Origin of the sequence: Streptomyces coelicoflavus (assembly GCF_045041415.1) — a bacterium.
In the GTDB taxonomy this organism is placed as follows: Bacteria; Actinomycetota; Actinomycetes; order Streptomycetales; family Streptomycetaceae; genus Streptomyces; species Streptomyces coelicoflavus.
This window is the reverse complement of record NZ_CP108218.1, coordinates 6,502,789-6,528,416: the sequence shown is the minus strand read 5'-3', so window position 1 is coordinate 6,528,416 and position 25,628 is coordinate 6,502,789. Positions and strand designations below refer to the sequence as shown.

Annotated in this window: 21 protein-coding genes, 3 rRNA genes and 1 pseudogene; 9 read left to right on the top strand and 16 right to left on the bottom strand. The window is 68.7% G+C overall.

The features are described 5' to 3' along the window. Positions 1 to 10: 10 nt before the first annotated feature. Positions 11 to 358 carry an SCP2 sterol-binding domain-containing protein gene (locus tag OHA99_RS29250; protein WP_153180539.1) on the top strand — a complete coding sequence of 116 codons (348 nt, stop codon included), beginning with the start codon at positions 11 to 13 and terminating at the stop codon, positions 356 to 358. On the opposite strand, the gene OHA99_RS29245 is transcribed toward OHA99_RS29250, so the two are convergent. From OHA99_RS29245 to OHA99_RS29230, 4 genes are all read right to left on the bottom strand, one after another. Then, positions 342 to 1,292: an ABC transporter ATP-binding protein gene (locus OHA99_RS29245; RefSeq protein WP_405698357.1), complete on the bottom strand. Its 951-nt coding sequence runs from the start codon at positions 1,290 to 1,292 to the stop codon at positions 342 to 344. The genes OHA99_RS29250 and OHA99_RS29245 overlap by 17 nt on opposite strands. Then, the gene (locus tag OHA99_RS29240) at positions 1,289 to 2,326 is read right to left on the bottom strand and encodes a FecCD family ABC transporter permease (protein ID WP_381501715.1); all 1,038 of its coding nucleotides are present in this window, start codon (positions 2,324 to 2,326) and stop codon (positions 1,289 to 1,291) included. The genes OHA99_RS29245 and OHA99_RS29240 overlap by 4 nt, the downstream gene beginning before the upstream one ends. Before the next feature lie 14 nt (positions 2,327 to 2,340). Next, entirely contained in the window at positions 2,341 to 3,387 is a 1,047-nt protein-coding gene (locus OHA99_RS29235) for an iron ABC transporter permease (protein WP_153180537.1), read from the bottom strand. A gap of 179 nt (positions 3,388 to 3,566) precedes the next feature. Continuing rightward, positions 3,567 to 4,598 (bottom strand): HAD hydrolase-like protein, encoded by a 1,032-nt coding sequence (locus OHA99_RS29230; protein WP_164385277.1) that lies wholly within the window; start codon positions 4,596 to 4,598, stop codon positions 3,567 to 3,569. A 72-nt stretch (positions 4,599 to 4,670) separates the two neighbouring features. Here OHA99_RS29230 and OHA99_RS29225 point away from each other — a divergent pair, with 72 nt between their 5' ends. Next, positions 4,671 to 5,963, top strand: coding sequence for a DUF1015 domain-containing protein (locus OHA99_RS29225; protein WP_153180535.1), 1,293 nt, complete (start codon positions 4,671 to 4,673; stop codon positions 5,961 to 5,963). A 66-nt stretch (positions 5,964 to 6,029) separates the two neighbouring features. Here the strand turns inward: OHA99_RS29225 and OHA99_RS29220 are convergent, their stop codons facing one another. The 6 genes from OHA99_RS29220 to OHA99_RS29195 form a co-directional block, all read right to left on the bottom strand. Further along, positions 6,030 to 6,779: a tetratricopeptide repeat protein gene (locus OHA99_RS29220; RefSeq protein ID WP_405699016.1), complete on the bottom strand. Its 750-nt coding sequence runs from the start codon at positions 6,777 to 6,779 to the stop codon at positions 6,030 to 6,032. Further along, positions 6,671 to 7,909 (bottom strand): hypothetical protein, encoded by a 1,239-nt coding sequence (locus tag OHA99_RS29215; protein WP_405698356.1) that lies wholly within the window; start codon positions 7,907 to 7,909, stop codon positions 6,671 to 6,673. Before OHA99_RS29215 ends, OHA99_RS29220 begins: the two co-directional genes overlap by 109 nt. A gap of 196 nt (positions 7,910 to 8,105) precedes the next feature. Beyond that, positions 8,106 to 8,222: ribosomal RNA gene (gene rrf, locus OHA99_RS29210) — 5S ribosomal RNA — on the bottom strand. A 104-nt stretch (positions 8,223 to 8,326) separates the two neighbouring features. Next, a 23S ribosomal RNA gene (locus OHA99_RS29205) occupies positions 8,327 to 11,450 on the bottom strand. Positions 11,451 to 11,745: 295 nt separating this feature from the next. Next, positions 11,746 to 13,274: ribosomal RNA gene (locus OHA99_RS29200) — 16S ribosomal RNA — on the bottom strand. Together the 16S, 23S and 5S rRNA genes form the textbook arrangement of a ribosomal RNA operon. 539 nt (positions 13,275 to 13,813) lie before the next feature. Beyond that, entirely contained in the window at positions 13,814 to 14,455 is a 642-nt protein-coding gene (locus OHA99_RS29195) for a DNA-3-methyladenine glycosylase (RefSeq protein ID WP_282882063.1), read from the bottom strand. 146 nt (positions 14,456 to 14,601) lie between these two features. Here OHA99_RS29195 and OHA99_RS29190 point away from each other — a divergent pair, with 146 nt between their 5' ends. The 3 genes from OHA99_RS29190 (at position 14,602) to OHA99_RS29180 (ending at position 16,694) form a co-directional block, all read left to right on the top strand. Next, positions 14,602 to 15,384, top strand: coding sequence for a sporulation protein (locus tag OHA99_RS29190; RefSeq protein ID WP_153180532.1), 783 nt, complete (start codon positions 14,602 to 14,604; stop codon positions 15,382 to 15,384). Positions 15,385 to 15,448: 64 nt separating this feature from the next. Next, a complete protein-coding gene (locus tag OHA99_RS29185; protein WP_007388339.1) occupies positions 15,449 to 15,988 on the top strand; it encodes a YbhB/YbcL family Raf kinase inhibitor-like protein in 540 nt (179 codons plus the stop codon). A 199-nt stretch (positions 15,989 to 16,187) separates the two neighbouring features. Next, the gene (locus OHA99_RS29180; protein WP_007388340.1) at positions 16,188 to 16,694 is read left to right on the top strand and encodes an HNH endonuclease; all 507 of its coding nucleotides are present in this window, start codon (positions 16,188 to 16,190) and stop codon (positions 16,692 to 16,694) included. 117 nt (positions 16,695 to 16,811) lie between these two features. Here OHA99_RS29180 and OHA99_RS29175 read toward each other — a convergent pair whose 3' ends face one another. The 3 genes and pseudogenes from OHA99_RS29175 to OHA99_RS29165 all read right to left on the bottom strand — a co-directional run. Continuing rightward, positions 16,812 to 17,765, bottom strand: a complete 954-nt coding sequence (locus OHA99_RS29175) for an SPFH domain-containing protein (protein ID WP_087791681.1) — start codon at positions 17,763 to 17,765, stop codon at positions 16,812 to 16,814. 165 nt (positions 17,766 to 17,930) lie between these two features. Beyond that, complete coding sequence (locus tag OHA99_RS29170) at positions 17,931 to 18,362, bottom strand: NfeD family protein (RefSeq protein ID WP_153180531.1); 432 nt, start codon at positions 18,360 to 18,362, stop codon at positions 17,931 to 17,933. Positions 18,363 to 18,683: 321 nt separating this feature from the next. Next, a pseudogene (locus tag OHA99_RS29165) lies at positions 18,684 to 19,214 on the bottom strand (ABC transporter ATP-binding protein); the annotation flags it as partial. Between the two features lie 153 nt (positions 19,215 to 19,367). Between OHA99_RS29165 and OHA99_RS29160 the strand changes: the two are divergent. Then, positions 19,368 to 20,153: a hypothetical protein gene (locus OHA99_RS29160; RefSeq protein ID WP_381501428.1), complete on the top strand. Its 786-nt coding sequence runs from the start codon at positions 19,368 to 19,370 to the stop codon at positions 20,151 to 20,153. Positions 20,154 to 20,308: 155 nt separating this feature from the next. Here the strand turns inward: OHA99_RS29160 and chpE are convergent, their stop codons facing one another. From chpE to OHA99_RS29145, 3 genes are all read right to left on the bottom strand, one after another. Continuing rightward, a complete protein-coding gene (chpE, locus tag OHA99_RS29155; protein ID WP_153180529.1) occupies positions 20,309 to 20,557 on the bottom strand; it encodes a chaplin ChpE in 249 nt (82 codons plus the stop codon). Between the two features lie 155 nt (positions 20,558 to 20,712). Then, positions 20,713 to 21,354: a response regulator transcription factor gene (locus tag OHA99_RS29150; protein WP_153180528.1), complete on the bottom strand. Its 642-nt coding sequence runs from the start codon at positions 21,352 to 21,354 to the stop codon at positions 20,713 to 20,715. Continuing rightward, positions 21,347 to 22,492 carry a GAF domain-containing sensor histidine kinase gene (locus OHA99_RS29145; protein ID WP_087791676.1) on the bottom strand — a complete coding sequence of 382 codons (1,146 nt, stop codon included), beginning with the start codon at positions 22,490 to 22,492 and terminating at the stop codon, positions 21,347 to 21,349. Before OHA99_RS29145 ends, OHA99_RS29150 begins: the two co-directional genes overlap by 8 nt. A gap of 217 nt (positions 22,493 to 22,709) precedes the next feature. Here OHA99_RS29145 and OHA99_RS29140 point away from each other — a divergent pair, with 217 nt between their 5' ends. The 3 genes from OHA99_RS29140 (at position 22,710) to OHA99_RS29130 (ending at position 25,548) form a co-directional block, all read left to right on the top strand. Beyond that, entirely contained in the window at positions 22,710 to 23,405 is a 696-nt protein-coding gene (locus OHA99_RS29140) for an SDR family oxidoreductase (RefSeq protein WP_153180526.1), read from the top strand. After that, positions 23,405 to 24,475, top strand: coding sequence for an S-adenosylmethionine:tRNA ribosyltransferase-isomerase (locus tag OHA99_RS29135; protein ID WP_153180525.1), 1,071 nt, complete (start codon positions 23,405 to 23,407; stop codon positions 24,473 to 24,475). Before OHA99_RS29140 ends, OHA99_RS29135 begins: the two co-directional genes overlap by 1 nt. Positions 24,476 to 24,828: 353 nt before the next feature. Continuing rightward, positions 24,829 to 25,548, top strand: coding sequence for a transglycosylase SLT domain-containing protein (locus OHA99_RS29130; protein ID WP_153180524.1), 720 nt, complete (start codon positions 24,829 to 24,831; stop codon positions 25,546 to 25,548). Positions 25,549 to 25,628: the final 80 nt, after the last annotated feature.

The window sequence follows — 25,628 nt, the reverse complement described above, 5'->3', positions numbered from 1 at the left end:
GTCGGTCGCGATGGCGACGACTGAGGAGTGCCGTGCCGCACTCGAGAAGCTTTCGGACAGCATGCGCGGCGCCGAAGGGGACGTGCGGGCGGCCACGGAGCTGGACCGCTCGGTGAGCTGCCACATCACCGACCTGGACGTCACCTTCGCCGGGCGCATGGCGGACGGCCGCATCGACGTGCGCGAGACCCTTGAGGGGCCCCCGCGCGAGAAGGCCGAGATCAGGCTGTCGATGACCGGCGACGACCTGGTGGCCCTGGTGGCGGGCGATCTGAACTTCGCCAGGGCCTGGGGCTCGGGCCGGGTGAAGCTGGAAGCGGGCCTGCGCGACCTGTTCCGGCTCAGGAAGCTCCTGTAGCGACCGTCTTCACCTGCTTGTCCGTCTGCCTGTCCGTCTGCTTGTCCGTCTGCTTGTCCGTCTGCTCGTTCGCCTGCTTGGTGCGTCCTTTGCGGGCGGCCGGCACCACCAGCGGCGTACCCGTCTCCGGGTCGTCGATGACCTGGCAGCGCAGCCCGAAGACCCGCTCGACCAGGTCGGCGGTGACGATGTCCTTCGGCGCCCCCTCGGCGATGACCTCCCCGCCGCGCAGGGCGATGAGGTGGGTGGCGTAGCGGGCGGCGTGGTTGAGGTCGTGCAGGACGGCCACCAGGGTGCGGCCCTGCTCCTCGTGGAGCTCCGCGCACAGGTCGAGGACGTCGATCTGGTGCTGGATGTCCAGGTACGTCGTCGGTTCGTCGAGCAGCAGCAGCGGCGTCTGCTGGGCGAGCGCCATGGCGATCCACACGCGCTGGCGCTGGCCGCCGGAGAGTTCGTCGACGTAGCGGTCGGCCAGCTCGGCGATGCCGGTCTGGGCCATCGCCTCCTGGACGACCCGCTCGTCCTCGGCCGACCACTGGCGCAGGATGCCCTGGTGCGGGTAGCGGCCGCGGCCGACGAGGTCGCCGACGGTGATGCCGTCGGGCGCGATGGACGACTGCGGGAGCAGGCCGAGGGTCCGCGCCACCTTCTTGGCGGGCATCGACTGGATGACCGAACCGTCGAGCAGCACCCGGCCGTCGCTCGGCTTGAGCATCCGCGACAGGGCCCGCAGCAGGGTGGACTTGCCGCACGCGTTCGGGCCGACGATCACCGTGAAGGAGTTGTCGGGTATCTCCACCGACAGCTTCTCGGCGATGACCCGCTGGTCGTAGGCGAGGGTGACGTTCTCGGCGGTCAGGCGGTTCACGTTGCTCCTTTGGTTCTCGCTCCTCTGGTTCCCGGCCCCGCTGCGGGTGGCGCCGCCGGCGCTCATATCCGGCCCGCCTTGCGCTCGGTGACCAGCAGCCACAGCAGGTAGACGCCGCCCAGTACGCCGGTGACGACGCCCACGGGCAGCTGGTCGGCGCCGAAGGCCCGCTGCGAGATCCAGTCGGCGCTGACCAGCAGGGCGGCGCCCATGCACAGGGACGGCACCAGGTTGGGTCCGGGCGAGCGGGTCAGGCGCCGGGCGAGCTGCGGCGCGGTGAGCGCGACGAAGCTGACCGGTCCGGCGGCGGCGGTGGCCGAGGCGGTGAGCAGGACGGCGGCCACCATCAGCAGCGCCCGCACCCGCTCGACGCGCACCCCGAGGGCGTACGAGATGTCGTCGCCCATCTCCATCATCCGCAGCGCCCGTCCGTTGGTGAGCACGAGCGGCACGAGCACGGCGCACAGCGCGAGCAGGGGCCACACCTGGTCCCAGTCGCGGCCGTTGAGGGTGCCGGTCATCCAGACGACGGCGCGGGAGGCGTCGACGATGTCGGCGCGGGTGAGCAGGTAGCCGTTGACCGCCGTGACGATCGCGGACACGCCGATGCCGACCAGGACCAGCCGGTATCCGTGCACGCCCCGCTTCCAGGCGAGCAGGTAGATGGCGACGCCGGTCACCAGGCCGCCGACCAGTGCGCCGACGGTGACCTGGGCCGAGCTGCCGGAGAACAGGACGATCATGATGAGCGCGCCGGCCGTCGCACCCTGCCCGAGGCCCAGTACGTCCGGACTGCCCAGCGGGTTGCGGGAGATGGCCTGGAAGAGCGCGCCGCCGACGCCGAGCGCCCCGCCGACCAGCAACCCGACCAGGACCCGCGGCAGCCGCAGTTCGTTGACGATGAACTCCTGCCCGGCGTCGCCCTGGCCGACCAGGGTCTTCAGCACGTCGACGGCCGGTATGTCGAAGTCCCCTGTGCCGATCAGCAGCACGCTCACGGCGAGGGCGAGGAGCAGCAGCAGGGCGACCACGACGGTGGCCCGCACGTCGAGGCGGAGGGACAGCCCGCCCGGGGTGCGCACGGCACGGTTGGTCTTCACGGTCTTGCCGGTCTTCACAGCTGGGCCGTCCTCCGCCGTCGTACGAGAAAGATGAAGACCGGCCCGCCGAGTACGGCGGTGACGATGCCGACCTGGAGCTCCGAGGGCCGTGCGACGATCCGGCCCAGCACGTCCGCGCCGAGCAGCAGCACCGGGGACAGGATCGCCGCGTACGGGAGGATCCAGCGCATGTCGGGTCCGGTGAAGGAACGGACGATGTGCGGGATCATCAGCCCGACGAAGACGATCGGCCCGCAGGCCGCCGTCGCGGCCCCGCACAGCACGGTCGCGGCGAGCATGGACAGCGCCCGCGTCCGGTTCAGGTTGGCGCCGAGGGCCTTGGCGGTGTCGTCGCCCATCTCCATGGCGTTGAGCGGCCGGGAGAGCGCGAGCGCCAGGACCGTGCCCGTCACGAAGAAGGGCAGCACGTCCTTGATGGTCCCGGTCGTCGCCGAGGCGAGCGAACCGACCGTCCAGAAGCGGATCCGGCCCAGGGCCGCGTCGTCCATGATCATCACGGCCTGGAGGTAGCCGAAGAGCGCGGCGCTGATCGCGGTGCCGGCCAGCACCAGCCGCACCGGTGTGGCCCCCCGGCTGCCGCCCAGGAACCAGACCAGCGCGCCGACCCCCGCCGCACCGGCGAAGGCGAACCAGACGTACCCGGTCGGCGAGGTGACGCCGAAGAAGGTGATGGCCGTGACGACCGCCGCCGAGGCGCCCGCGTTGATGCCGAGCAGCCCGGGATCGGCCAGCGGATTGCGGGTCAGCGCCTGGAGCACGGCTCCCGCGAGACCGAGGGCGGCGCCGGCCAGCAGGCCGAGCACGGTCCGCGACAGCCGCTCGCCGACGACGACGTCGCCGTAGGTGTCCGAGTCGTGGAAGAGACCGTGCCAGACCTGTGCCAGGGACAGGTCCTTGGCGCCGATCGCGATGCTCGCCAACGCGACGAACACCAGAACCGCGACGGAGACGGGCAGCCCCGCAGCACGCAGGACACGGCGCTTGGCGGGCGGCGCGGGAGCGGTCTCCGCGCGCTGTTCGGGGGGACTCTCGACCAACACGCAGTTAGGTTAGCCTACCCTGCCAATCGATCATGATCCCGAGGCCGCCAAGAGGCCCCGGCCCGACAGGCACCGACAGGCACCGACAGGCACCGACAGGCACCGACAGGCACCGACAGGCACCGACAAGCTCTGGCCCACTCCGGCCCGTGAACGGGCGCCTTCCCCCGTACGCCGTCTCACAACCCCAACCGCGCCAGCGCCTTCCCCGAGTCCAGCCCGCACCCCTGCTCGCCGCCCGCCGTCCAGGCCGCCGCGCACAGGGCCCGCAGCCCGTCCAGCTCCGCGCCGTCGCCGGTCAGCTCCAGCCGCTCCGCACCGGCCGTCGCCGTCCAGCCGCCGCAGCGGAAGCCGTCGTCCGCGTCACCGGTGACCTCCGGCTGGCCGGTGAGCAGCCCGCGCAGGTCGGCGTCGACGTACGTCGGCCGGTGCTGCGGCGGCGCCGCCAGCAGCTGGGCACCGTCGGTCACGCCGGTCAGGACGAGCAGCGAGTCGACCTCCCCGTTGAACGCCCCCTCGATGTCCGTGTCCAGGCGGTCGCCCACCACGAGCGGTCGCTGCGCGCCGGTCCGCAGGATCGTCTCCCGGTGCATGGGCGGCAACGGCTTCCCCGCGACCTGCGGCTCGGCACCGGTCGCGATCCGCACGACCTCCACCGCCGCGCCGTTGCCCGGGGCGATCCCCCGGGCGCCCGGGATGGTCAGGTCGGTGTTGGAGGCGTACCAGGGGACACCGCGCGCGATCGCGTAGGAGGCCTCGGCGAACCGCCCCCAGGGCAGCTCCGGGCCGCCGAATCCCTGCACGACGGCCGCCGGATCGTCCTCGGCCGACTCCACCGGCTCGAGACCGCGCTCGCGCAGCGCCACGCGCAGCCCCTCGCCGCCGATCACCAGCACCCGCGCCCCCGAGGGCACCTGCTCGGCGATCAGCCGGGCCACCGCCTGCGCCGAGGTGATGACGTCACCGGCGTCCGTCGCTATCCCCAACTCGGTCAGGTGCGCGGCCACCGTGCCGGGCGTCCGGAGCGCGTTGTTGGTGACGTACGCCAGGCGCATACCACCGTCCCGGGCGGTGCCGAGGGACTCGACGGCGTGAGCGATCGCGTTCCCCCCGGCGTACACCACGCCGTCCAGGTCGAGCAGCGCCGTGTCGTAGGCCTCGTTCAGAGCCCGCCCACTGCCCTCGGGACTCGTCCTGACGCTCCGGCTCATTCCGCATCGCTCCTCGTTCGTCGCCTTTCCCCCGATCATCCCCCATGCCACTGACACACGTACGATGCCGGGATGAACTCTGCAGGTCACCCGGAAGCAACGGCGCGCCGGGGCCTGGAACTCACCCCGTTCCGAGGCCTCCGCTACGACCCCGACCGGGTCGGCAGCCTGGCCGCCGTGACCTCCCCGCCCTACGACGTCGTGGTCCGCCCCGACGGCCTGCTCCACCTCGAGTCGGCCGACCCGTACAACATCGTCCGGCTGATCCTGCCCCAGGCCGCCACGCCCGAGGCGCGCAACGAGCAGGCCGCCCGCACCCTGCGGCGCTGGACCGCGGAGGGCGTCCTGACCACCGACCCCGAACCGGGCCTGTACGTTTACGAACAGCGCGACGGCGAAGGCATGCTCCAGCGCGGCATCATCGGCGCCGTGCGCGTGTCGGACCCCTCCGAGCAGGTGGTCCTGCCGCACGAGGACGTCATGCCCCACGTCGTCGCCGACCGCGCGGCCCTCATGCGGGCCACCCGGGCGAACCTCGAGCCTCTGCTCCTGACCTACCGCGGCGACGGCGGGACACCGGTCACCACCGGCCTCGTGGAACGCACGGCCGCACAGCCGCCGCTCCTCGCCACGACCACGGAGGACGGTTTCCGCCACCGTCTGTGGTCGGTCACCGACCCGGACACCGTGGCCGGCGTCCGGACCGAGCTGTCCCGGCAGCAGGCCCTCATCGCGGACGGCCACCACCGCTGGGCCACCTACCGCACCCTCCGCGCGGAACACCCCTCCCCCAGTCCCTGGGACCACGGTCTCGTCCTCCTGGTCGACACGGTCCGCTATCCGCTCCGCGTCCGCGCCATCCACCGCCTGCTGCACGACGTCCCGGTACGCGACGCGGTGGCCGCCCTGGACGGGCACTTCCGCGTCCGCCGCCTCGACACGTCCCTGGACGGGTCCCTGGAGACCCTGGCGAAGGCGGCCGACGCGGGCAACGCCTTCCTCCTCGCCGGCGACGGCGCCTTCCACCTCGTCGATCTGCCCGACCCCGGCCTGCTGGCGCGCACGGTCCCCACCGACCGGCCCGAGGCCTGGCGCACCCTGGACGCCACCGTCCTGCACGCCACGCTCCTCGCCCACGTCTGGCACGTCGCCGACGACTCGGCGGCCCACATCTCCTACATCCACGACACGGCGGCCACCGTGGAGAAGGCCGAACGCGACGGCGGCACGGCGGTGCTGATGCACCCGGTTCGCGAGGAGGTCGTCCGCGAACTGGCCCGCCAGGGCGTCACGATGCCCCGCAAGTCGACGTCCTTCGGCCCGAAACCGGCTTCCGGCCTGGTGCTCCGCGCCCTCGACGTCTGACGCCGTCCACAACGGGACGAGGGGGCGGGCCCGTGTACCGGGCCCGCCCCCTCGCCGTACGGAACGTCAGTCCTCGTCGCCGTCCTCGGCGGAGGAACGCTCCACGTCACCACCGGACCCGGTCTCGTCCTCGTCCTCGTCCAGGGCGTCCATGAACTCCACGCCGTCCAGCTCGGCGAGCCGGTCGGAGGCGTCCGTGCTGCCGTCCCGGTCGGACTCCACGGCCTTCGCGAACCATTCCCGCGCCTCCTGCTCCCGGCCTGCGGCCAGCAGCGCGTCGGCGTAGGCGTAACGCAGCCGCGCGGTCCAGGGCTGTACGGAGTGGGAGGCCAGCTCGGGGCTCTGCAACGTCACGATGGCCGCGTCCAGCTGTCCCATGTCACGCCGGGCACCGGCCGCCACGAGGCGCATCTCGACCTGACCGGCCTTGTCCAGCTTGTGCACCTCGGGGGCACCGGCCATGTCCAGCGCCTTCTCCGGCCGGCCCAGCCCACGCTCACAGTCGGCCATCACCGGCCACAGCTCCACCGACCCGGTCATCCGCCGCGCGGCCCGGAACTCCGCCAGCGCCTCGCTGTACTTCTGGTTGGCGTACGCGGCGAAGCCGGCCGCCTCGCGTACGGCGGCGACGCGGGAGGCCAGACGCAGGGCCACCCTGGAGTACCCGTACGCGGCCTCCGGGTCCTCGTCGAGCAGCCGCGCGACCATCACCAGGTTCCTGGCGACGTCCTCCGCGAGCGTCTTGGGCAGGCTCTGCAGCTCCTGCCGCACGTCCTTGTCGATCTCGTCGCCCGTGACCTCCTCGGGGATCGGCAGGCGCTTGATCGGCTCGCGGTCCCGGTCGCGGTCGCGCTCGTCACGGAACCGGCCACCGCCGCCCTGTCGGTCGTCGCGCCCCCGGTACCCGCCGGGGCGCCCACCGCGGTCGTCGCGCCGGGGCCCGCGTCCCCCGCGGTCGTCCCGCCCGCGGAACCCACCGCGGTCGTCACGCCGGCCGTCGTCACGCCGGTCGTCACGCCGACCGAATCCGCCACGCTCACCGCGATTGTCGTCCCGACGGAAACCACCGCGGTCGCCACGGTCGTCCCGGCGGAACCCACCGCGGTCGTCGCCCCGGCGGTCGTCCCGCCGGTCGTCGCGGCGGAAGGGGGGACGGTCATCCCGGCGGTCATCCCGGCGGTCGTCGCGGCGGAAGGGAGGACGGTCGCCGCCTCGGTCGTCACGACGGTCGTCACGCCGGTACGAGGGACGGTCACCGCGATCGTCGCGGCGGAAGGACGGACGGTCACCGCCCCGGTCATCACGACGGAAACCCCGGTCGCCACCACGATCACGATCGTCACGACGCGGCCCACGGTCACGATCGTCACGACGGAAACCACCGCGCTGCCCACCACGGTCATCCCGGCGGTCGTCCCGCCTGTCGTCGCGGCGGAAGGACGGGCGGTCGTCACGCCGGTCGTCACGACGGTCGTCACGACGGAAGGGAGGACGGTCGCCGCCTCGGTCATCACGACGGTCGTCACGGCGGTCGTCGCGGCGGAAGGGAGGACGGTCGCCGCCTCGGTCATCACGACGGTCGTCACGGCGGTCGTCGCGGCGGAAGGGAGGACGGTCGCCGCCTCGGTCATCACGACGGTCGTCACGGCGGTCGTCGCGGCGGAAGGGAGGACGGTCGCCGCCTCGGTCGTCACGACGGTCGTCACGACGGTACGAGGGACGGTCACCGCGATCGTCGCGACGGAAGGACGGACGGTCACCGCCCCGGTCATCACGACGGAAACCCCGGTCGCCACCACGATCACGATCGTCACGACGCGGCCCACGGTCACGATCGTCACGACGGAAACCACCGCGCTGCCCACCACGGTCATCCCGGCGGTCATTGCCCCGGCGGTCGTCGCGGCGGAAACCGCCACGGTCACCGCGCTGACCGCTACGGTCACCGCGGTCACCACTGTCCCGTCGCCGCTGGTCGCGCTCCGGTCGGTCGTCGGGAGAGTTGGTGGACATCGTGGTGACTCCTGTCTTCGGTACCGCAAGTCATTCTCGCGCAGCCGGGTACCCGGTGCGCCCTGGAAAAACGAAAGGACCCCTGGTCCCCAGCTGAACGCTGGGGACCAGGGGTCCTTTCCAAAGATTGTTCGGCGGCGTCCTACTCTCCCACAGGGTCCCCCCTGCAGTACCATCGGCGCTGTAAGGCTTAGCTTCCGGGTTCGAAATGTAACCGGGCGTTTCCCCTACGCTATGACCACCGAAACCCTAATGGTTTCGAGCGAACAAGCACACTCTTCAATTGTGCGTTCTACTCAAAGCCGGCAACGGTCGTTGCCTCAGAACTAACACAGTGGACGCGAGCAACTGAGGACAAGCCCTCGGCCTATTAGTACCGGTCACCTCCACACCTCACGGTGCTTCCAGATCCGGCCTATCAACCCAGTCGTCTACTGGGAGCCTTAACCCCTCAAGGGGGTGGGAGTCCTCATCTCGAAGCAGGCTTCCCGCTTAGATGCTTTCAGCGGTTATCCCTCCCGAACGTAGCCAACCAGCCATGCCCTTGGCAGAACAACTGGCACACCAGAGGTTCGTCCGTCCCGGTCCTCTCGTACTAGGGACAGCCCTTCTCAAGACTCCTACGCGCACAGCGGATAGGGACCGAACTGTCTCACGACGTTCTAAACCCAGCTCGCGTACCGCTTTAATGGGCGAACAGCCCAACCCTTGGGACCGACTCCAGCCCCAGGATGCGACGAGCCGACATCGAGGTGCCAAACCATCCCGTCGATATGGACTCTTGGGGAAGATCAGCCTGTTATCCCCGGGGTACCTTTTATCCGTTGAGCGACGGCGCTTCCACAAGCCACCGCCGGATCACTAGTCCCGACTTTCGTCCCTGCTCGACCCGTCGGTCTCACAGTCAAGCTCCCTTGTGCACTTACACTCAACACCTGATTGCCAACCAGGCTGAGGGAACCTTTGGGCGCCTCCGTTACTCTTTAGGAGGCAACCGCCCCAGTTAAACTACCCATCAGACACTGTCCCTGATCCGGATCACGGACCCAGGTTAGACATCCAGCACGACCAGACTGGTATTTCAACGACGACTCCACCCACACTGGCGTGCGAGTTTCAAAGTCTCCCAGCTATCCTACACAAGCCGAACCGAACACCAATATCAAACTGTAGTAAAGGTCCCGGGGTCTTTCCGTCCTGCTGCGCGAAACGAGCATCTTTACTCGTAGTGCAATTTCACCGGGCCTATGGTTGAGACAGTCGAGAAGTCGTTACGCCATTCGTGCAGGTCGGAACTTACCCGACAAGGAATTTCGCTACCTTAGGATGGTTATAGTTACCACCGCCGTTTACTGGCGCTTAAGTTCTCAGCTTCGCCACACCGAAATGTGACTAACCGGTCCCCTTAACGTTCCAGCACCGGGCAGGCGTCAGTCCGTATACATCGCCTTACGGCTTCGCACGGACCTGTGTTTTTAGTAAACAGTCGCTTCTCGCTGGTCTCTGCGGCCACCCCCAGCTCGGAGTGCAAGACTCGTCACCGGGTGTGGCCCCCCTTCTCCCGAAGTTACGGGGGCATTTTGCCGAGTTCCTTAACCATAGTTCACCCGAACGCCTCGGTATTCTCTACCTGACCACCTGAGTCGGTTTAGGGTACGGGCCGCCATGAAACTCGCTAGAGGCTTTTCTCGACAGCATAGGATCATCCACTTCACCACAATCGGCTCGGCATCAGGTCTCAGCCCTATGTGCGACGGATTTACCTACCGCACGGCCTACACCCTTACCCCGGGACAACCACCGCCCGGGATGGACTACCTTCCTGCGTCACCCCATCACTCACCTACTGCAAGTCTGGTTCGTCGGCTCCACCACTCCCCTCAACTCCGAAGAGATCAGGGCGGCTTCACGGACTTAGCATCGCCTGGTTCGATGTTTGACGCTTCACAGCGGGTACCGGAATATCAACCGGTTATCCATCGACTACGCCTGTCGGCCTCGCCTTAGGTCCCGACTTACCCTGGGCAGATCAGCTTGACCCAGGAACCCTTAGTCAATCGGCGCAAACGTTTCTCACGTTTGTATCGCTACTCATGCCTGCATTCTCACTCGTGAACCGTCCACAACTCGCTTCCGCGGCTGCTTCACCCGGCACACGACGCTCCCCTACCCATCACAGCCGGCGTTGGCCGTATTGCTGCAATGACACGACTTCGGCGGTACGCTTGAGCCCCGCTACATTGTCGGCGCGGAATCACTAGACCAGTGAGCTATTACGCACTCTTTCAAGGGTGGCTGCTTCTAAGCCAACCTCCTGGTTGTCTGTGCGACTCCACATCCTTTCCCACTTAGCGTACGCTTAGGGGCCTTAGTCGATGCTCTGGGCTGTTTCCCTCTCGACCATGGAGCTTATCCCCCACAGTCTCACTGCCGCGCTCTCACTTACCGGCATTCGGAGTTTGGCTAAGGTCAGTAACCCGGTAGGGCCCATCGCCTATCCAGTGCTCTACCTCCGGCAAGAAACACACGACGCTGCACCTAAATGCATTTCGGGGAGAACCAGCTATCACGGAGTTTGATTGGCCTTTCACCCCTAACCACAGGTCATCCCCCAGGTTTTCAACCCTGGTGGGTTCGGTCCTCCACGACCTCTTACAGCCGCTTCAACCTGCCCATGGCTAGATCACTCCGCTTCGGGTCTTGAGCGTGCTACTAAAACCGCCCTGTTCGGACTCGCTTTCGCTACGGCTTCCCCACCCGGGTTAACCTCGCAACACACCGCAAACTCGCAGGCTCATTCTTCAAAAGGCACGCAGTCACGAGACACCAAGCAAGCTTGATGTCCGACGCTCCCACGGCTTGTAGGCACACGGTTTCAGGTACTATTTCACTCCGCTCCCGCGGTACTTTTCACCATTCCCTCACGGTACTATCCGCTATCGGTCACCAGGGAATATTTAGGCTTAGCGGGTGGTCCCGCCAGATTCACACGGGATTTCTCGGGCCCCGTGCTACTTGGGTGTCTCTCAAACGAGCCGTTAATGTTTCGACTACGGGGGTCTTACCCTCTACGCCGGACCTTTCGCATGTCCTTCGCCTACATCAACGGTTTCTGACTCGTCCTGTTGCCGGCAGACAACAGAAGAGAGATCCCACAACCCCGCACACGCAACCCCTGCCGGGTCTCACACGTATACGGTTTGGCCTCATCCGGTTTCGCTCGCCACTACTCCCGGAATCACGGTTGTTTTCTCTTCCTGCGGGTACTGAGATGTTTCACTTCCCCGCGTTCCCTCCACACTGCCTATGTGTTCAGCAGCGGGTGACAGCCCATGACGACTGCCGGGTTTCCCCATTCGGACACCCCCGGATCAAAGCCTGGTTGACGACTCCCCGGGGCCTATCGTGGCCTCCCACGTCCTTCATCGGTTCCTGGTGCCAAGGCATCCACCGTGCGCCCTTAAAAACTTGGCCACAGATGCTCGCGTCCACTGTGCAGTTCTCAAACAACGACCAACCACCCATCACCCCGGAAAAACTCCCGAGTGCACTGGGGCCGGCAACTGAAGGAAAATCATTCCCTCAGACACCCAACAGCGTGCCCGACACGTTCAGTCAAGATCCTGCGTTCCACGCCGAAGCAGTACTAGCAGTCCTCATCCCGATCGTGCCGAGTAGTCAACGTTCCACCCATGAGCAACCAGTGCGAGACGTTCGCTCGCATCCTGGCCTCTGACCAGCCCGAAGGCCGGTAAGAAATGCTCCTTAGAAAGGAGGTGATCCAGCCGCACCTTCCGGTACGGCTACCTTGTTACGACTTCGTCCCAATCGCCAGTCCCACCTTCGACAGCTCCCTCCCACAAGGGGTTGGGCCACCGGCTTCGGGTGTTACCGACTTTCGTGACGTGACGGGCGGTGTGTACAAGGCCCGGGAACGTATTCACCGCAGCAATGCTGATCTGCGATTACTAGCGACTCCGACTTCATGGGGTCGAGTTGCAGACCCCAATCCGAACTGAGACCGGCTTTTTGAGATTCGCTCCACCTTGCGGTATCGCAGCTCATTGTACCGGCCATTGTAGCACGTGTGCAGCCCAAGACATAAGGGGCATGATGACTTGACGTCGTCCCCACCTTCCTCCGAGTTGACCCCGGCGGTCTCCCGTGAGTCCCCAACACCCCGAAGGGCTTGCTGGCAACACGGGACAAGGGTTGCGCTCGTTGCGGGACTTAACCCAACATCTCACGACACGAGCTGACGACAGCCATGCACCACCTGTACACCGACCACAAGGGGGGCACCATCTCTGATGCTTTCCGGTGTATGTCAAGCCTTGGTAAGGTTCTTCGCGTTGCGTCGAATTAAGCCACATGCTCCGCCGCTTGTGCGGGCCCCCGTCAATTCCTTTGAGTTTTAGCCTTGCGGCCGTACTCCCCAGGCGGGGCACTTAATGCGTTAGCTGCGGCACGGACAACGTGGAATGTTGCCCACACCTAGTGCCCACCGTTTACGGCGTGGACTACCAGGGTATCTAATCCTGTTCGCTCCCCACGCTTTCGCTCCTCAGCGTCAGTATCGGCCCAGAGATCCGCCTTCGCCACCGGTGTTCCTCCTGATATCTGCGCATTTCACCGCTACACCAGGAATTCCGATCTCCCCTACCGAACTCTAGCCTGCCCGTATCGACTGCAGACCCGGGGTTAAGCCCCGGGCTTTCACAACCGACGTGACAAGCCGCCTACGAGCTCTTTACGCCCAATAATTCCGGACAACGCTTGCGCCCTACGTATTACCGCGGCTGCTGGCACGTAGTTAGCCGGCGCTTCTTCTGCAGGTACCGTCACTTTCGCTTCTTCCCTGCTGAAAGAGGTTTACAACCCGAAGGCCGTCATCCCTCACGCGGCGTCGCTGCATCAGGCTTTCGCCCATTGTGCAATATTCCCCACTGCTGCCTCCCGTAGGAGTCTGGGCCGTGTCTCAGTCCCAGTGTGGCCGGTCGCCCTCTCAGGCCGGCTACCCGTCGTCGCCTTGGTGAGCCATTACCTCACCAACAAGCTGATAGGCCGCGGGCTCATCCTTCACCGCCGGAGCTTTCGACCCGCCAAGATGCCTTGGCAGGTCAGTATCCGGTATTAGACCCCGTTTCCAGGGCTTGTCCCAGAGTGAAGGGCAGATTGCCCACGTGTTACTCACCCGTTCGCCACTAATCCCCACCCGAAGGTGGTTCATCGTTCGACTTGCATGTGTTAAGCACGCCGCCAGCGTTCGTCCTGAGCCAGGATCAAACTCTCCGTGAATGTTTACCCGACAGTGCTTAATTAAAAGCTTCGGGGCGACACCACGAGAGCGGAACATCGAGAGGAATAGTCCCGACGTTCACAGCGTCCTCGCTGTGTGTTTCTTCAAAGGAACCTCGCCCTCCCGAACGGGAGAGACGGGGTATCAACATATCTGGCGTTGACTTTTGGCACGCTGTTGAGTTCTCAAGGAACGGTCGCTTCCTTTGTACTCACCCTCTCGGGCTTTCCTCCGGGCGCTTCCCTTCGGTCTTGCGTTTCCGACTCTATCAGATCCTTTTCGAACCGATTCCCTGTCGGCGGGATTTGTCATCGGCTTTGGGCTTTCGCTCCTCGACCTTTCGACATTCACTACGTTAGCCGATTTCCCTGCGGACTCATAATCGGGTCCGGCGAGTTCGAATTCGGGCATGCGGGCACGCCAAAATCGCTCCCGCTGAGGGAAGTCGTAGGTAGTGGGTTGGCCGCTTCCGGCTGCTGGCGATTGCCGTACCCGGGTCAAGCGGCTCGGGCTACATTACGCGTCTCCCAAAGGAGAGTCAACTTCGGCGCTTCCTCGGGACATGCGCCCGATACGGGCTGACCGTCGGGTCGTCGGCGACCCAGTAACGCCAGGGGTGCACGCCGCCTTCGCCGGCCACACCGGTCCGGGGTCCGTTGCGCACCTGTTCACCGGGGACGGGGGCGCCCGTCAGGATGCGCAGCGGGGTGTCCTCGGAGGTGCAGGCGTCCGTACCGTTCAGTGCGCGGTCCACGCCCAGGGCGGTGGCGAGGCGGGCCGGGCCCTTGGCCAGTTCCTTGTCGTTGCGGGCGGACTGCCGACGGGTCCGGGCGAGCTCGGCGCCCTCGATGATTTCGCCGGCTCGCAGCAGAACCGCGCTCGCCCGGCCCTCGGGACCGCACACGAGGTTCATGCAGAACCACATGCCGTACGTGAAGTAGACGTACACGTGGCCGGGCGGGCCGAACATCACGTCGTTGCGGGGTGTGCGACCGCGGTAGGCGTGGGAGCCGGGGTCGTTCTGACCGTCGTAGGCCTCCACCTCCGTCAGGCGGAGGGCGATCGGACCGTCCGGGGTGTTGCGCACCAGGATGCGGCCCAGGAGGTCGGGGGCCACCTCGAGGATGGGGCGGTCGAAGAAATCCCTGGGCAGGGGCGTACGGTCGGGGCTCGCGATCATGCCGTCCGAGCGTAACGCAGCCGGGACCGTGCGCGGGGTGGCCGGGGAGCGTCCGCCTTGCCAGGGTGTGGGGCGCGGAACCGGCCACGGTCGGATCGCGTTTGTATGGGTCGAGGATCCACACGTAAGCCTGGAGAGGGAGAGACATGGCGTTCAAGAAGCTGCTCGCGAGTCTGGGGGCCGGCGGGGCCTCGGTCGAGACCGAGCTGCACGAGGTCAACGTCGTTCCGGGGGGTGTCGTCCAGGGCGAGGTGCGGATCCAGGGCGGGTCCGTCGACCAGGAGATCGAGGGGCTGTCGGTCGGGCTCCAGGCCAAGGTCGAGGTGGAGAGCGGCGACCAGGAGTACAAGCAGGACATCGAGTTCACCAAGGTGCGGCTCGGAGGCGCATTCCAGCTCAAGGCCGGCGTGGTGCACGCGGTGCCGTTCGGGCTCGAGATCCCGTGGGAGACGCCGATCACCATGATCGACGGGCAGTCGCTGCGCGGGATGAACATCGGCGTCACCACCGAGCTGGAGATCGCGCGCGCCGTGGACTCCGGTGACCTGGACGCGATCAACGTGCACCCGCTGCCGGCGCAGAAGGCGATCCTGGACGCGTTCATCGGCCTGGGCTTCCGCTTCAAGAGCGCGGACATGGAGCGCGGTCACATCCGGGGCACGCGGCAGCAGCTGCCCTTCTACCAGGAGATCGAGTTCTTCCCGCCGCAGCAGTACCGCGGGCTGAACCAGGTCGAGCTGAGCTTCGTGGCCGACGCGCAGGCGATGGACGTCGTGCTGGAGATGGACAAGAAGCCCGGGCTGTTCAGCGAGGGCAGCGACACGTTCCGTTCGTTCAAGGTCGGGCTGAACGACTACCAGGGCACCGACTGGGCGGCGTACCTCAACCAGTGGCTGTCGGAGGTCGGCAGCAAGCGCAACTGGTTCTGAGGGATCCGGGGCCGAAGCCCGTAGGCTCGGTCGTCTCTGCACCAGAACATCAGGAGGTACCGAGGTGACCGAGCTGAAGCGGCGTCCGCTCCCCCATGACTTCCACCCGCCCGTGCCGTCGTTCACCGTCACGAGTGAGGACGTGCAGGAGGGCGGGACGCTCAAGGACGCTCAGGTCCACGCGGCCGGGAACACCTCGCCGCAGCTGCGGTGGGAGGGCTTCCCGGCCGAGACCAAGAGCTTCGCCGTGACGTGCTACGACCCGGACGCCCCGACGGGCAGCGGGTTCTGGCACTGGGTGGTGTTCGACATCCCGGCCTCGGTGACCGAGCTGCCGGTGGGCGCGGGCAGCGGCGCGTTCGAGGGGCTGCCGCAGGGCGCCGTACAGGCCCGCAACGACTACGGCGGCAAGGAGTTCGGCGGTGCCGCGCCGCCGGCCGGGGACGGCCCGCACCGGTACGTGTTCACGGTGTACGCCGTTGACCAGGAGAAGCTCGGCCCCGACGCGGACGGCACCCCCGCCTTCGTCGGCTTCAATCTGCGGTTCCACACGATCGCGCGAGCCCAGCTGATCGGTGAGTACGAGGTGCCCGCGGACAGCTGAGTGTTCCCAGCGTTCATGGAACGTTTGCCCGCCCCCGGTCTTGGAATGGATCAGGGGCGGGCATTTTTGTTGCGGGGGGTGGCGCGGGGGTATCCCTCGTGGGAGCAGCAGATATTGCGTTGTCCATCCCGGCGTGCCCGGCCAGAGTTGTTCCCAGCCCGCCAGGGGGTGGGCCGGTGCGCACGGGAGGTGGGCTGGTATGCGGGACACGCTGGTGCTGAACGCGAGCTTCGAGCCGTTGTCGACGGTGACGTTGAATCGGGCCGTCGTTCTGGTGCTCCAGGACAAGGCCGTCGTCGAGCAGGCCCACCCCTCGCTGCGGATGCGCGGAGCCGCGCTGGACATACCCGCGCCGCGGGTGATCAGGCTGTGCCAGTACGTACGGGTGCCGTTCCGAAGACGTGCCCCGTGGTCGAGGCGGGGTGTGCTGGTCCGGGACCGGCACCGGTGCGCGTACTGCGGGCGGCGGGCCACGACCGTCGACCACGTGGTGCCGCGGTCGCACGGCGGGCAGGACACGTGGCTGAACACGGTGGCCTCGTGCGCGGAGGACAATCACCGCAAGGCGAACCGGACGCCGGAGCAGGCGGGGATGCCGTTGCTGCGGGAGCCGTTCGAGCCGACGCCTGCGGATGCGATGTTGCTGGCGCTGGCCCGGGACGACTTCGCCGCGTTGCCGGAGTGGTTGGTGTTGGACGCGGCGTGACGGCTGCGCCGTCGGGGCGTGAGTGTCGATGCAGGGTGCCGGCCGGATGTGGCGGGTCGCGCAGTTCCCCGCGCCCCTATCGGGGCGCCGACGGAACCCTGCGTCAAGAGGTGCCCGCTAGTCGATCGACGGCTTCTCGCGGCGTTCCTGGGCCGGGACGCTTGCGCCGCCGTTTCCGGAGCCCGAACCGCCGCCCAGGCCGCCGAGGTTGCCCATGGCGCCGGAGAGGCCCTTGAGGGCGTCGCCGATTTCGCTGGGGACGATCCAGAGCTTGTTGGCGTCGCCCTCGGCGATCTTCGGGAGCATCTGGAGGTACTGGTAGGAGAGCAGCTTCTGGTCCGGGTCGCCGGCGTGGATGGCCTCGAAGACCGTGCGGACGGCCTGGGCCTCGCCCTCGGCGCGCAGGGCGGCGGCCTTGGCCTCGCCTTCGGCGCGCAGGATCTGGGACTGCTTCTCGCCCTCGGCGCGCAGGATCTCGGACTGCCGGACACCTTCGGCCTGGAGGATCGCGGCGCGCTTGTCGCGGTCGGCACGCATCTGCTTCTCCATCGAGTCCTGGATGGAGGTGGGCGGTTCGATGGCCTTGAGCTCGACGCGGTTGACGCGGATGCCCCACTTGCCGGTGGCCTCGTCGAGGACGCCGCGCAGGGCCGCGTTGATCTCCTCGCGGGAGGTCAGGGTCCGCTCCAGGTCCATGCCGCCGATGATGTTGCGCAGGGTGGTGACGGTGAGCTGCTCGATCGCCTGGATGTAGCTGGCCACTTCGTAGGTCGCGGCACGGGCGTCGGTCACCTGGTAGTAGATGACCGTGTCGATGTTGACGACCAGGTTGTCCTGGGTGATGACCGGCTGCGGCGGGAAGGGGACGACCTGTTCGCGCAGGTCGATGCGGTTGCGGATGGTGTCGATGAACGGGACCACGATGTTGAGGCCCGCGTTCAGGGTCCGCGTGTAGCGGCCGAAGCGCTCGACGATGGCGGCGCTGGCCTGTGGGATGACCTGGATGGTCTTGATCAGGGCGATGAAGACCAACACCACCAGGATGATCAGGACGATGATGACCGGTTCCATCGTGGGTGTCCGTCCCCTTCTCCGCCTCGGCGCTCCGGCAGATCCCGTTGAGCTGTCTGGCTCTGACTACTGCTGATCTTACGGCTGTTGAGGATCTTGCTGGTCGAGTCTGACAGACCGTCGCACGACTCGGGGGTCGTTCGGGCCACTTTCGGCACGTCGGGGTCACATGATGACGGCTGTGGCCCCGTCGATCTCCACGACGTCCACTTCCTCGCCGGGCTCGAAGGCACGCCCGGTGTCCAGGGCGCGTGCCGACCAGATCTCCCCGGCGAGTTTGATCCTGCCGCCGGAGCCGTCGACGCGCTCCGTGACGACGGCCTGTCTGCCCTTCAGCGCGTCCACGCCTGAGGCCAGTTGGGGTTGTTGGGCGCGGTGTCGGGCGGCGAGGGGCCGTACGACGGCGATGAGGGCGACCGAGACGACGACGAAGACGAGGACCTGGACGACCAGGTCCGCGCCCAGTCCGGAGGCGACGGCGGCGGCGACGGCGCCGACGGCGAACATGCCGAACTCCGGCATCGCGGTCACGACGAGCGGGATTCCGAGCGCTGCCGCGGCGACGAGCCACCACACCCATGCATCGATGTCGTTCACGCTGTCATGGTAGGTCCGTTGGGGCCGCCGGGGACAGGGCGCACGGGGGGCGGGTCAGGACAGCGGGAGTCCCTTCGCGGTCCAGCGGTCCCCGGCCTGCTCCACGATGAGCGGGAGTCCGAAGCAGAGGGACAGGTTGCGGGAGGTGAGTTCCAGCTCCAGCGGTCCCGCGGCCATGACCTTGCCCTGACGGATCATCAGGACGTGGGTGAAGCCCGGGGCGATCTCCTCGACGTGGTGGGTCACCATGATCATGGAGGGCGCGATGGGGTCGCGGGCGAGCCGCCCGAGGCGGCGGACGAGGTCCTCGCGGCCGCCCAGGTCGAGGCCGGCGGCCGGCTCGTCGAGGAGGAGCAGCTCGGGGTCGGTCATCAGGGCGCGGGCGATCAGGGTGCGCTTGCGCTCGCCCTCGGAGAGGGTGCCGAACCTGCGGTCCAGGTACTCGGTCATGCCGAGGCGGTCGAGGAAGGCGCGGGCGCGCTGCTCGTCGATGTCCTCGTACTCCTCCTGCCAGCCGGCGGTCATGCCGTACGCGGCGGTCAGGACGGTCTGAAGGACGGTCTGGCGCTTGGGCAGCTTGTCGGCCATGGCGATGCCGGCGACGCCGATGCGCGGGCGCAGTTCGAAGACGTCGGTGCCGGGCCTGCCGAGGGTCTCGCCGAGGATGGTGGCGGTGCCGCTGCTCGGGTAGAGGTAGCTGGACGCGACATTGAGGAGGGTGGTCTTGCCGGCGCCGTTGGGGCCGAGGATGACCCAGCGCTCGCCCTCCTTGACCGACCAGGAGACCTGGTCCACCAGAGCCCGGCCCTCGCGGACCACGGATACGTCCTGAAGCTCCAGAACATCGCTCATGAGCGCGTTGTCTCCCCTTGCATTGTGGCCGGTCTCGGCTGTCGCGTACACCTGTTGCTCGGGCCGCGGCGCCGGTGGGCGCAGGCCCCTCCAGGAAATCTACGCCACCGGTCGGCTTCACCGTTCCATCGGTCCGGTCCTTAGGGTGGGGGCATGCTCTCGGAACCACGCGCAGGGCGCCTTGCCGCCTGGGGAAATGCCCTTATTGCCGGAATGGTCTCACCGGACGACGCCGCGATCGCCATCGTGGGTGAGGACGCGGTGCACCGGGTGGAGGGGCTGCCGGGTGAGGACGCGCCGGTCGGTCTCACGCTGGCGCTGGGGCGGCTGCGGGCACTCGGCGCGAGTGGGCTGCGGGTCGCGCTGCCCGCGCCGGGGCATCCGCTGGGGCTGAGCGGGCCGCCGGAGTTCAACGCGCGGGCGTTGGAGGCCGAGCAGGCGGTGATCTGCGAGGGGGCGGCGCTGGGGCTGGTGCCGGAGGTGTACGAGGCGGGGCCCGCGGGCGACGTGCACGTCGAGGTGGTGTGGCACTGCCTGGTGGTGCGGGAGGCCCCGCCGGCGGACGTGCCCTCGCTCGGAGAGGCGGAGCGGGAGCTGGCGGAGGCGCTGCGGGACGCGACGGAGGTGCTGACGCGGCTGGACGTGGCCGGGTCGGGGCCGGTGGCGGAGGCGGCGGTCGCGGCGTACCGGGCTCGGGCGGAGCGGTCGTCCGGGCGGGAGGTGCTGGCGCCGGGGTATCCGCCGCGGGCGGTGCGGGTGCTGGAGTTGGCGCAGCGGGTGGGGGTGCTGGTGTCGCTGGCGTCCGAGAACGGGCACGGGGGTGCGGTGAGCGCGTCCGAGATGGCCGCGCGGGGGGAGGCGCTCAGGCCGGTGGAGCGGGTGTCTCGGCGGGCGCAGGTCGCGGCGTACAACTCCGTTGTGGTGGAGCGGCGTCGGTGACGGTGCCGTGTCCTGGCGGGTGCGCGGCGTGAGTGTCGCCGTGGGGCCGGAGTGCGCTGCTCGGCGCTGACGAGGTGCCGCAGCGCCCACCCGTGCCGCCCCCAGCGGCACGGGTGGGCGCTGCTGGGGGCGGCACGGGTGAGGGGTGGCCTGTGTCAGTGGTTGACGCCCAGGTTGCCGAAGGCCGGGTTCAGGAGGCCGATGACGTTGACGCTGTTGCCCACGGCGTTGACCGGGATGTGGATCGGCGCCTGGACCAGGTTGCCGGAGACGACGCCCGGGGAGCCGATGGCCTCGCCGTGGGCGTGGGAGCCGCCGTCGGTGGCGGAGGCCATGCCCGCGCCGGCGGCGATCAGCCCGCCGGCCACCATCGTCACGGCCGCTGCCTTCTTCAGGTTCTTCACTTACAAGCCCTCCTTGCGATCGCCGCGGCAGTCGCCGCGGCACGCACTGGAGAACGGCCGGACCCCTCGAAGGATGCGCCATATGGGGGACATTCCCACGACGGTATGAATCTCCGACCGGAGGGGAACCCTCCGCCACGGTGGCGCGTACCCGGTCAGCCGGTCACACCGTGTCGTACGGCCCACAGGGCGGCCTGGGTGCGGTCGGCGAGGTCGAGTTTCATCAGGATGTTCGAGACGTGGGTCTTGACCGTCTTCTCGGAGAGGACGAGCGCACGCGCGATCTCCCGGTTGGAGCGGCCGTCCGCTATCAGGCCCAGCACCTCGCGCTCCCGCTCCGTGAGGGAGCCCGCCCTGCCCGGCCCGGAGCTGCTCTCCTCCTGGCTCAGCAGGGCGCCCGCGACCTCGGGCTGGAGCAGGATGTGACCGGCGTGGACGGAGCGGATGGCGCCGGCCAGCGCGTCGGGGTCGACGTCCTTGTAGACGTATCCGGCCGCGCCGGCGCGCAGGGCCGGGACCACGGTGCGCTGCTCGGTGAAGCTGGTGACGACGAGCACGCGCGCGTGGTTGTCCAGCTCGCGGAGCCGGCGCAGCGCGTCTACGCCGTCCATGCCCGGCATCTTGACGTCCATGAGGATCACGTCGGGTTTCAGCTCCTGCGCGCGGTCGACTCCCTCGGCGCCGTCGGCGGCCTCGCCGACCACCTCGATGTCGTCCTGCACCTCCAGGAAGGTGCGCAGCCCCCGGCGGACCACCTGGTGGTCGTCGACGAGCAGCACCTTGATCGTTTCAGCCACCGGGAACCTCCATCTCGATCGTGGTGCCCTCGCCGGGCGCGGACCGCACGGTCAGCCGGCCGCCGGTGCCGTTCGCCCGGTCGCGCATGGAGACCAGGCCGAGGTGGCGTCCGGCGCGGCGGACCGTGCGCGGGTCGAAGCCGCTTCCGTCGTCGGTGATCCGCAGGACGGTTCCGGTGTCCCGCCGGTGCAGGGTCACCTCGACGTGTTCCGCCCCCGAGTGGCGCAGGGCGTTGTGCAGTGCTTCCTGGGCCACGCGCAGCAACGCCTCCTCGTGGGCGGCGGGCAGGGCCTTGACGCCGTGGCCGGTGAAGGTCACGCGGGCGGTGTGGGCGCGGTCGAGGACCTGGATCTGGGTGCGCAGGGTGGCGACGAGGCCGTCCTCCTCGAGGGCGGCGGGGCGCAGCTCGACGACGGCGGCACGCAGTTCGTCGGCCGCCTCGGCGGCGAGCGTGGCGACCTGGTGCAGCTCGTCCTTGGCGCGCGCGGGGTCGCGGTCGACCAGGGCGGTGGCGGCCTGGGCGGTCAGGCGCAGGGAGAACAGCTTCTGGCTGACCGCGTCGTGCAGTTCGTGGGCGAGGCGGGAGCGCTCCTCGGCGATGGTCAGCTCGCGGCTGCGCTCGTACAGGCGCGCGTTGGTGAGGGCGATCGCGGCGTGCTGGGCGAGGATGCCGAGCAGTTCCTCGTCGTCCTGGGTGAAGCCGCAGGTGCCCGTGGGTTTCGGACAGTTCTTGTTGGCGAGGAACAGGGCCCCGATGACCTCGTCGCCGTCGCGGATCGGCAGGCCGAGGAAGTCGACCAGGTCGGGGTGGGCTGCGGGCCAGCCCCCGAAGCGGGGGTCCTTGCGGACGTCGCCGAGACGCTCGGGGGTGGCCTCCTGGAGCATGGCGGCGAGGATGCCGTGCTGCCGGGGCAGGGGGCCGATGGCCTTCCACTGCTCGTCGCTGACGCCGTCGACCACGAACTGGGCGAAGCCGCCGTGGTCGTCGGGGACGCCGAGGGCGGCGTACTGCGCGTCGAGCAGTTCGCGGGCCGAGGCGACGATCGTCTTGAGGACGTCGCGCACCTCGAGGTGTCTGCTCATGGCCAGCAGCGCGGAACTCACCGCGGTGAGGCCGGACCGGGGGCCGTGGCTCATGTCCTCACGGTACCCGCGGGGGGTGGGGACGGGATCGGCCCGGTGACGGGCGTCGCCTAGGCCGGTGGGACTAGGTCCGGAGTCCCGCCCGCCGGGCCTAGGGCGAAGGGCCCTCCCCGGTCGGGACCCGTGCCCGAGGTGACCGGCGGGGCCGGGTTCCTACGTTGGGATCACGCCGGCCGAACGGACGGCGGGGACGACGAAGGGGACGTGCGTCATGCCGGTTGCGATCATCACGGGAGCGTCGAAGGGGCTGGGCCGGGCGCTCGCCGAGGCTCTGGCGGCACGGGGGTGGGACCTGGTGCTGGACGCCAGGAACCCCGAGGTGCTCGGGGAGACGGAGACGGCGCTCAAGGCGTACGGCAGCCGTGTGACGGCGTTGTCCGGCGACGTCACGGACGCCTGGCACCGCACGGCGCTGGTGGCGGAGGCCGGGCGGCTGGGCGGGGTGGATCTGCTGGTCAGCAACGCGAGCGCGCTGGGCGCCGAGCCGCTGGTGCGGCTGGAGGAGCTGCCGCTGGACGGGCTGCGGCGGGCCCTGGAGGTGAACGTCGTGGCCGCGCTCGGTCTGGTGCGGGAGGCGCTGCCGTCGCTGCGGGCGGCTCCCGCGGGCGCGGTGGTGACGGTCAGCTCGGACGCGGCCGCCGAGGCGTACGAGACGTGGGGCGGCTACGGGGCCTCCAAGGCGGCCCTGGACCAGCTGGCGGCGGTACTGGGCGCCGAGGAGCCGGGGCTGCGGGTGTGGGCGGTCGATCCGGGGGACATGGCCACGGACCTGTACGCCGCGGCCGTACCGGACGACGACGATCCGCGACCGGATCCGGCCAGTGTCGTGCCGGCGCTGCTGCGGCTGCTGGACGAGCGGCCGGCGAGCGGGCGCTACGGGGCTCCGGCGCTGCTGGAGTCGCGGTGATGCGGGCACCGGCGGTGAGGGTGCCGGAGGAGTTGTCGGCCCGGGTTCCGGTGGAGCAGCGGGGGCCGGGCCTGGACCGGGACGGTGTGCGGCTGCTGGTGTCGCGCGGCACCGAGGTGTCGCACCACGTCTTCGGGGAGCTGCCGGGGCTGCTGCGGGCCGGCGATCTGCTGGTCGTCAACACCTCGCCCACGCTGGCCGCCGCCGTGGACGGCCGGGTCGGGCACGCGCGCGTGGTGGTGCACTTCTCCACGCGCGGGGACGACGGCCGGTGGGCGGTGGAGCTGCGGGGACCGGACGGAAGGGGCACCACGCGCGCGCGTGCGGATGTAGTGGAGTGGCGCGGGTGCGGTGGCCCGGCGGGGACGAAGGTGCGGCTGCCGGGTGGTGCGCGGCTGGTGCTGGAGGAGCCGCTGAGTGCGCGCGGGGAGCGGTTGTGGTGGGCGCGGGTGTCGGGGGCGGAGGTGCCCGCGCTGCTGCGCGAGCACGGGCGGCCGATTCGTTACTCCTATACGGAGCGGGACCAGCCGCTGTCCGTCTACCAGACCGTTTTCGCGCTCCCGCCCGGGGACGGGGCGGGCAGTGCGGAGATGCCGAGCGCGGCGCGGCCCTTCACGGCGCGGCTGGTGGCGGAGCTGGTGAGCCGGGGGGTGCAGTTCGCGCCGGTGACGCTGCACACGGGGGTGGCGTCGGCGGAGTCGCACGAACCGCCGTATCCGGAGCGGTTCGCGGTGCCGGAGGCGTCGGCGCGGCTGATCAACGCCGTGCGCGCCGGTGACGGGCGGGTGGTGGCGGTGGGGACGACGGCCGTCCGGGCGGTGGAGTCGGCGGTCGGTACCGACGGGGTCGTACGGGCGCGGGCCGGGTGGACCGATCTGGTGGTGACTCCGGAGCGCGGGGTGCGGGTGGTGGAGGGGCTGCTGACGGGGCTGCACGAGCCCGAGGCCTCGCATCTGCTGATGCTCGAGGCGGTGGCGGGGCGGGCGGCGATCGACCGCGGGTACGACGCGGCGGTGCGGGGGCGCTACCTGTGGCACGAGTTCGGGGACGTCCATCTCCTCCTGCCGTAGGAGAGCGTCACCGATCCACTCACACATCGCATTGCTTCAGCAACCAACAGTGAGAACGGCGAGGGGTCGATGTGAGCCCGCGCATAGGGCGCACGTCACGTACGAAGGGGAGTAGGAGAAGGACTCGTCCGTTTTGAGCGGGGCAGATGGTCCAATCTGCCCCGCTTTGCCGTTCCCTGATCCACTATCCCGGATCGTACGTCACACCTTTGCCTCCGGATTTTGCGGTCGCTAAGAATTGCTCTCGTCGCTCAGCGCCGTGGGTTCTCCCCCGCGGCGTTTGTGCCGGAAGCACCAACTGTCCCCACCGGACGAGAGCGACCTCCGCGCTATCCGAAGAGGTCTATCCCGCCATGCTCAAGAACATCCTTCCCCGTGGTCGCAGTCGTTCCCTGACCCGCACGCACAAGGTCGCGATCGCCGGTGTCGGCACGCTCGGCGCCGCCGCCGTCGCCCTCACCGCCGTCCCGGCCAGCGGTCAGACGTCGACCACGAGCGAGGCCGCTCCGACGGCCAAGGTGGCGTACAGCACCAAGCAGATCCAGGACGTGCACGCCGGTGTCACCGGCCAGCTCGCCGGCGCCAGCCAGAAGGTCGCCGCCATCGAGGCCAAGAAGGAGGCGGCCGCCAAGAAGGCGACCGCCGAGAAGAAGGCCGCCGCCGAGAAGGCCGCCTCCAAGCGTGAGGCGAAGGAGACCACCAGCCGGTCCGCCCAGCGCACCGAGGTCAAGAAGGCCGCGCCGAAGTCCTACCCGGACAACCTCGACGGCTGGATCCGCGAGGCCCGGGCCATCATGAAGAAGCACGACATCCCCGGCTCCTACGAGGGCATCCACCGCAACATCATGCGGGAGTCGTCCGGCAACCCGATGGCCATCAACGACTGGGACATCAACGCCATCAACGGCATCCCGTCGAAGGGCCTGCTCCAGGTCATCCCGCCGACGTTCAAGGCCTACCACGTGGCCGGCACCTCGAAGAACATCTACGACCCGGTCGCCAACATCGTCGCCGCGTGCAACTACGCCGCGGACAAGTACGGCACCATGGACAACGTCGACAGCGCGTACTGAGGTCGGCGCGGACCTCTTCACGACGTCGCCGACGCCGCACCGTACGCCGAAGGGCGGCACCCTCCTGACGGGGTGCCGCC

Excerpts from the sequence above, each read along its gene's own strand:
- OHA99_RS29250 (WP_153180539.1), top strand. The coding sequence starts at position 11 with ATGGCGACGACTGAGGAGTGCCGTGCCGCACTCGAGAAGCTTTCGGAC.
- OHA99_RS29245 (WP_405698357.1), bottom strand. The coding sequence starts at position 1,292 with ATGAGCGCCGGCGGCGCCACCCGCAGCGGGGCCGGGAACCAGAGGAGC.
- OHA99_RS29230 (WP_164385277.1), bottom strand. The coding sequence starts at position 4,598 with ATGAGCCGGAGCGTCAGGACGAGTCCCGAGGGCAGTGGGCGGGCTCTG.
- OHA99_RS29225 (WP_153180535.1), top strand. The coding sequence starts at position 4,671 with ATGAACTCTGCAGGTCACCCGGAAGCAACGGCGCGCCGGGGCCTGGAA.
- OHA99_RS29195 (WP_282882063.1), bottom strand. The coding sequence starts at position 14,455 with ATGATCGCGAGCCCCGACCGTACGCCCCTGCCCAGGGATTTCTTCGAC.
- OHA99_RS29190 (WP_153180532.1), top strand. The coding sequence starts at position 14,602 with ATGGCGTTCAAGAAGCTGCTCGCGAGTCTGGGGGCCGGCGGGGCCTCG.
- OHA99_RS29180 (WP_007388340.1), top strand. The coding sequence starts at position 16,188 with ATGCGGGACACGCTGGTGCTGAACGCGAGCTTCGAGCCGTTGTCGACG.
- OHA99_RS29175 (WP_087791681.1), bottom strand. The coding sequence starts at position 17,765 with ATGGAACCGGTCATCATCGTCCTGATCATCCTGGTGGTGTTGGTCTTC.
- OHA99_RS29160 (WP_381501428.1), top strand. The coding sequence starts at position 19,368 with ATGCTCTCGGAACCACGCGCAGGGCGCCTTGCCGCCTGGGGAAATGCC.
- OHA99_RS29145 (WP_087791676.1), bottom strand. The coding sequence starts at position 22,492 with ATGAGCCACGGCCCCCGGTCCGGCCTCACCGCGGTGAGTTCCGCGCTG.
- OHA99_RS29140 (WP_153180526.1), top strand. The coding sequence starts at position 22,710 with ATGCCGGTTGCGATCATCACGGGAGCGTCGAAGGGGCTGGGCCGGGCG.
- OHA99_RS29135 (WP_153180525.1), top strand. The coding sequence starts at position 23,405 with ATGCGGGCACCGGCGGTGAGGGTGCCGGAGGAGTTGTCGGCCCGGGTT.
- OHA99_RS29130 (WP_153180524.1), top strand. The coding sequence starts at position 24,829 with ATGCTCAAGAACATCCTTCCCCGTGGTCGCAGTCGTTCCCTGACCCGC.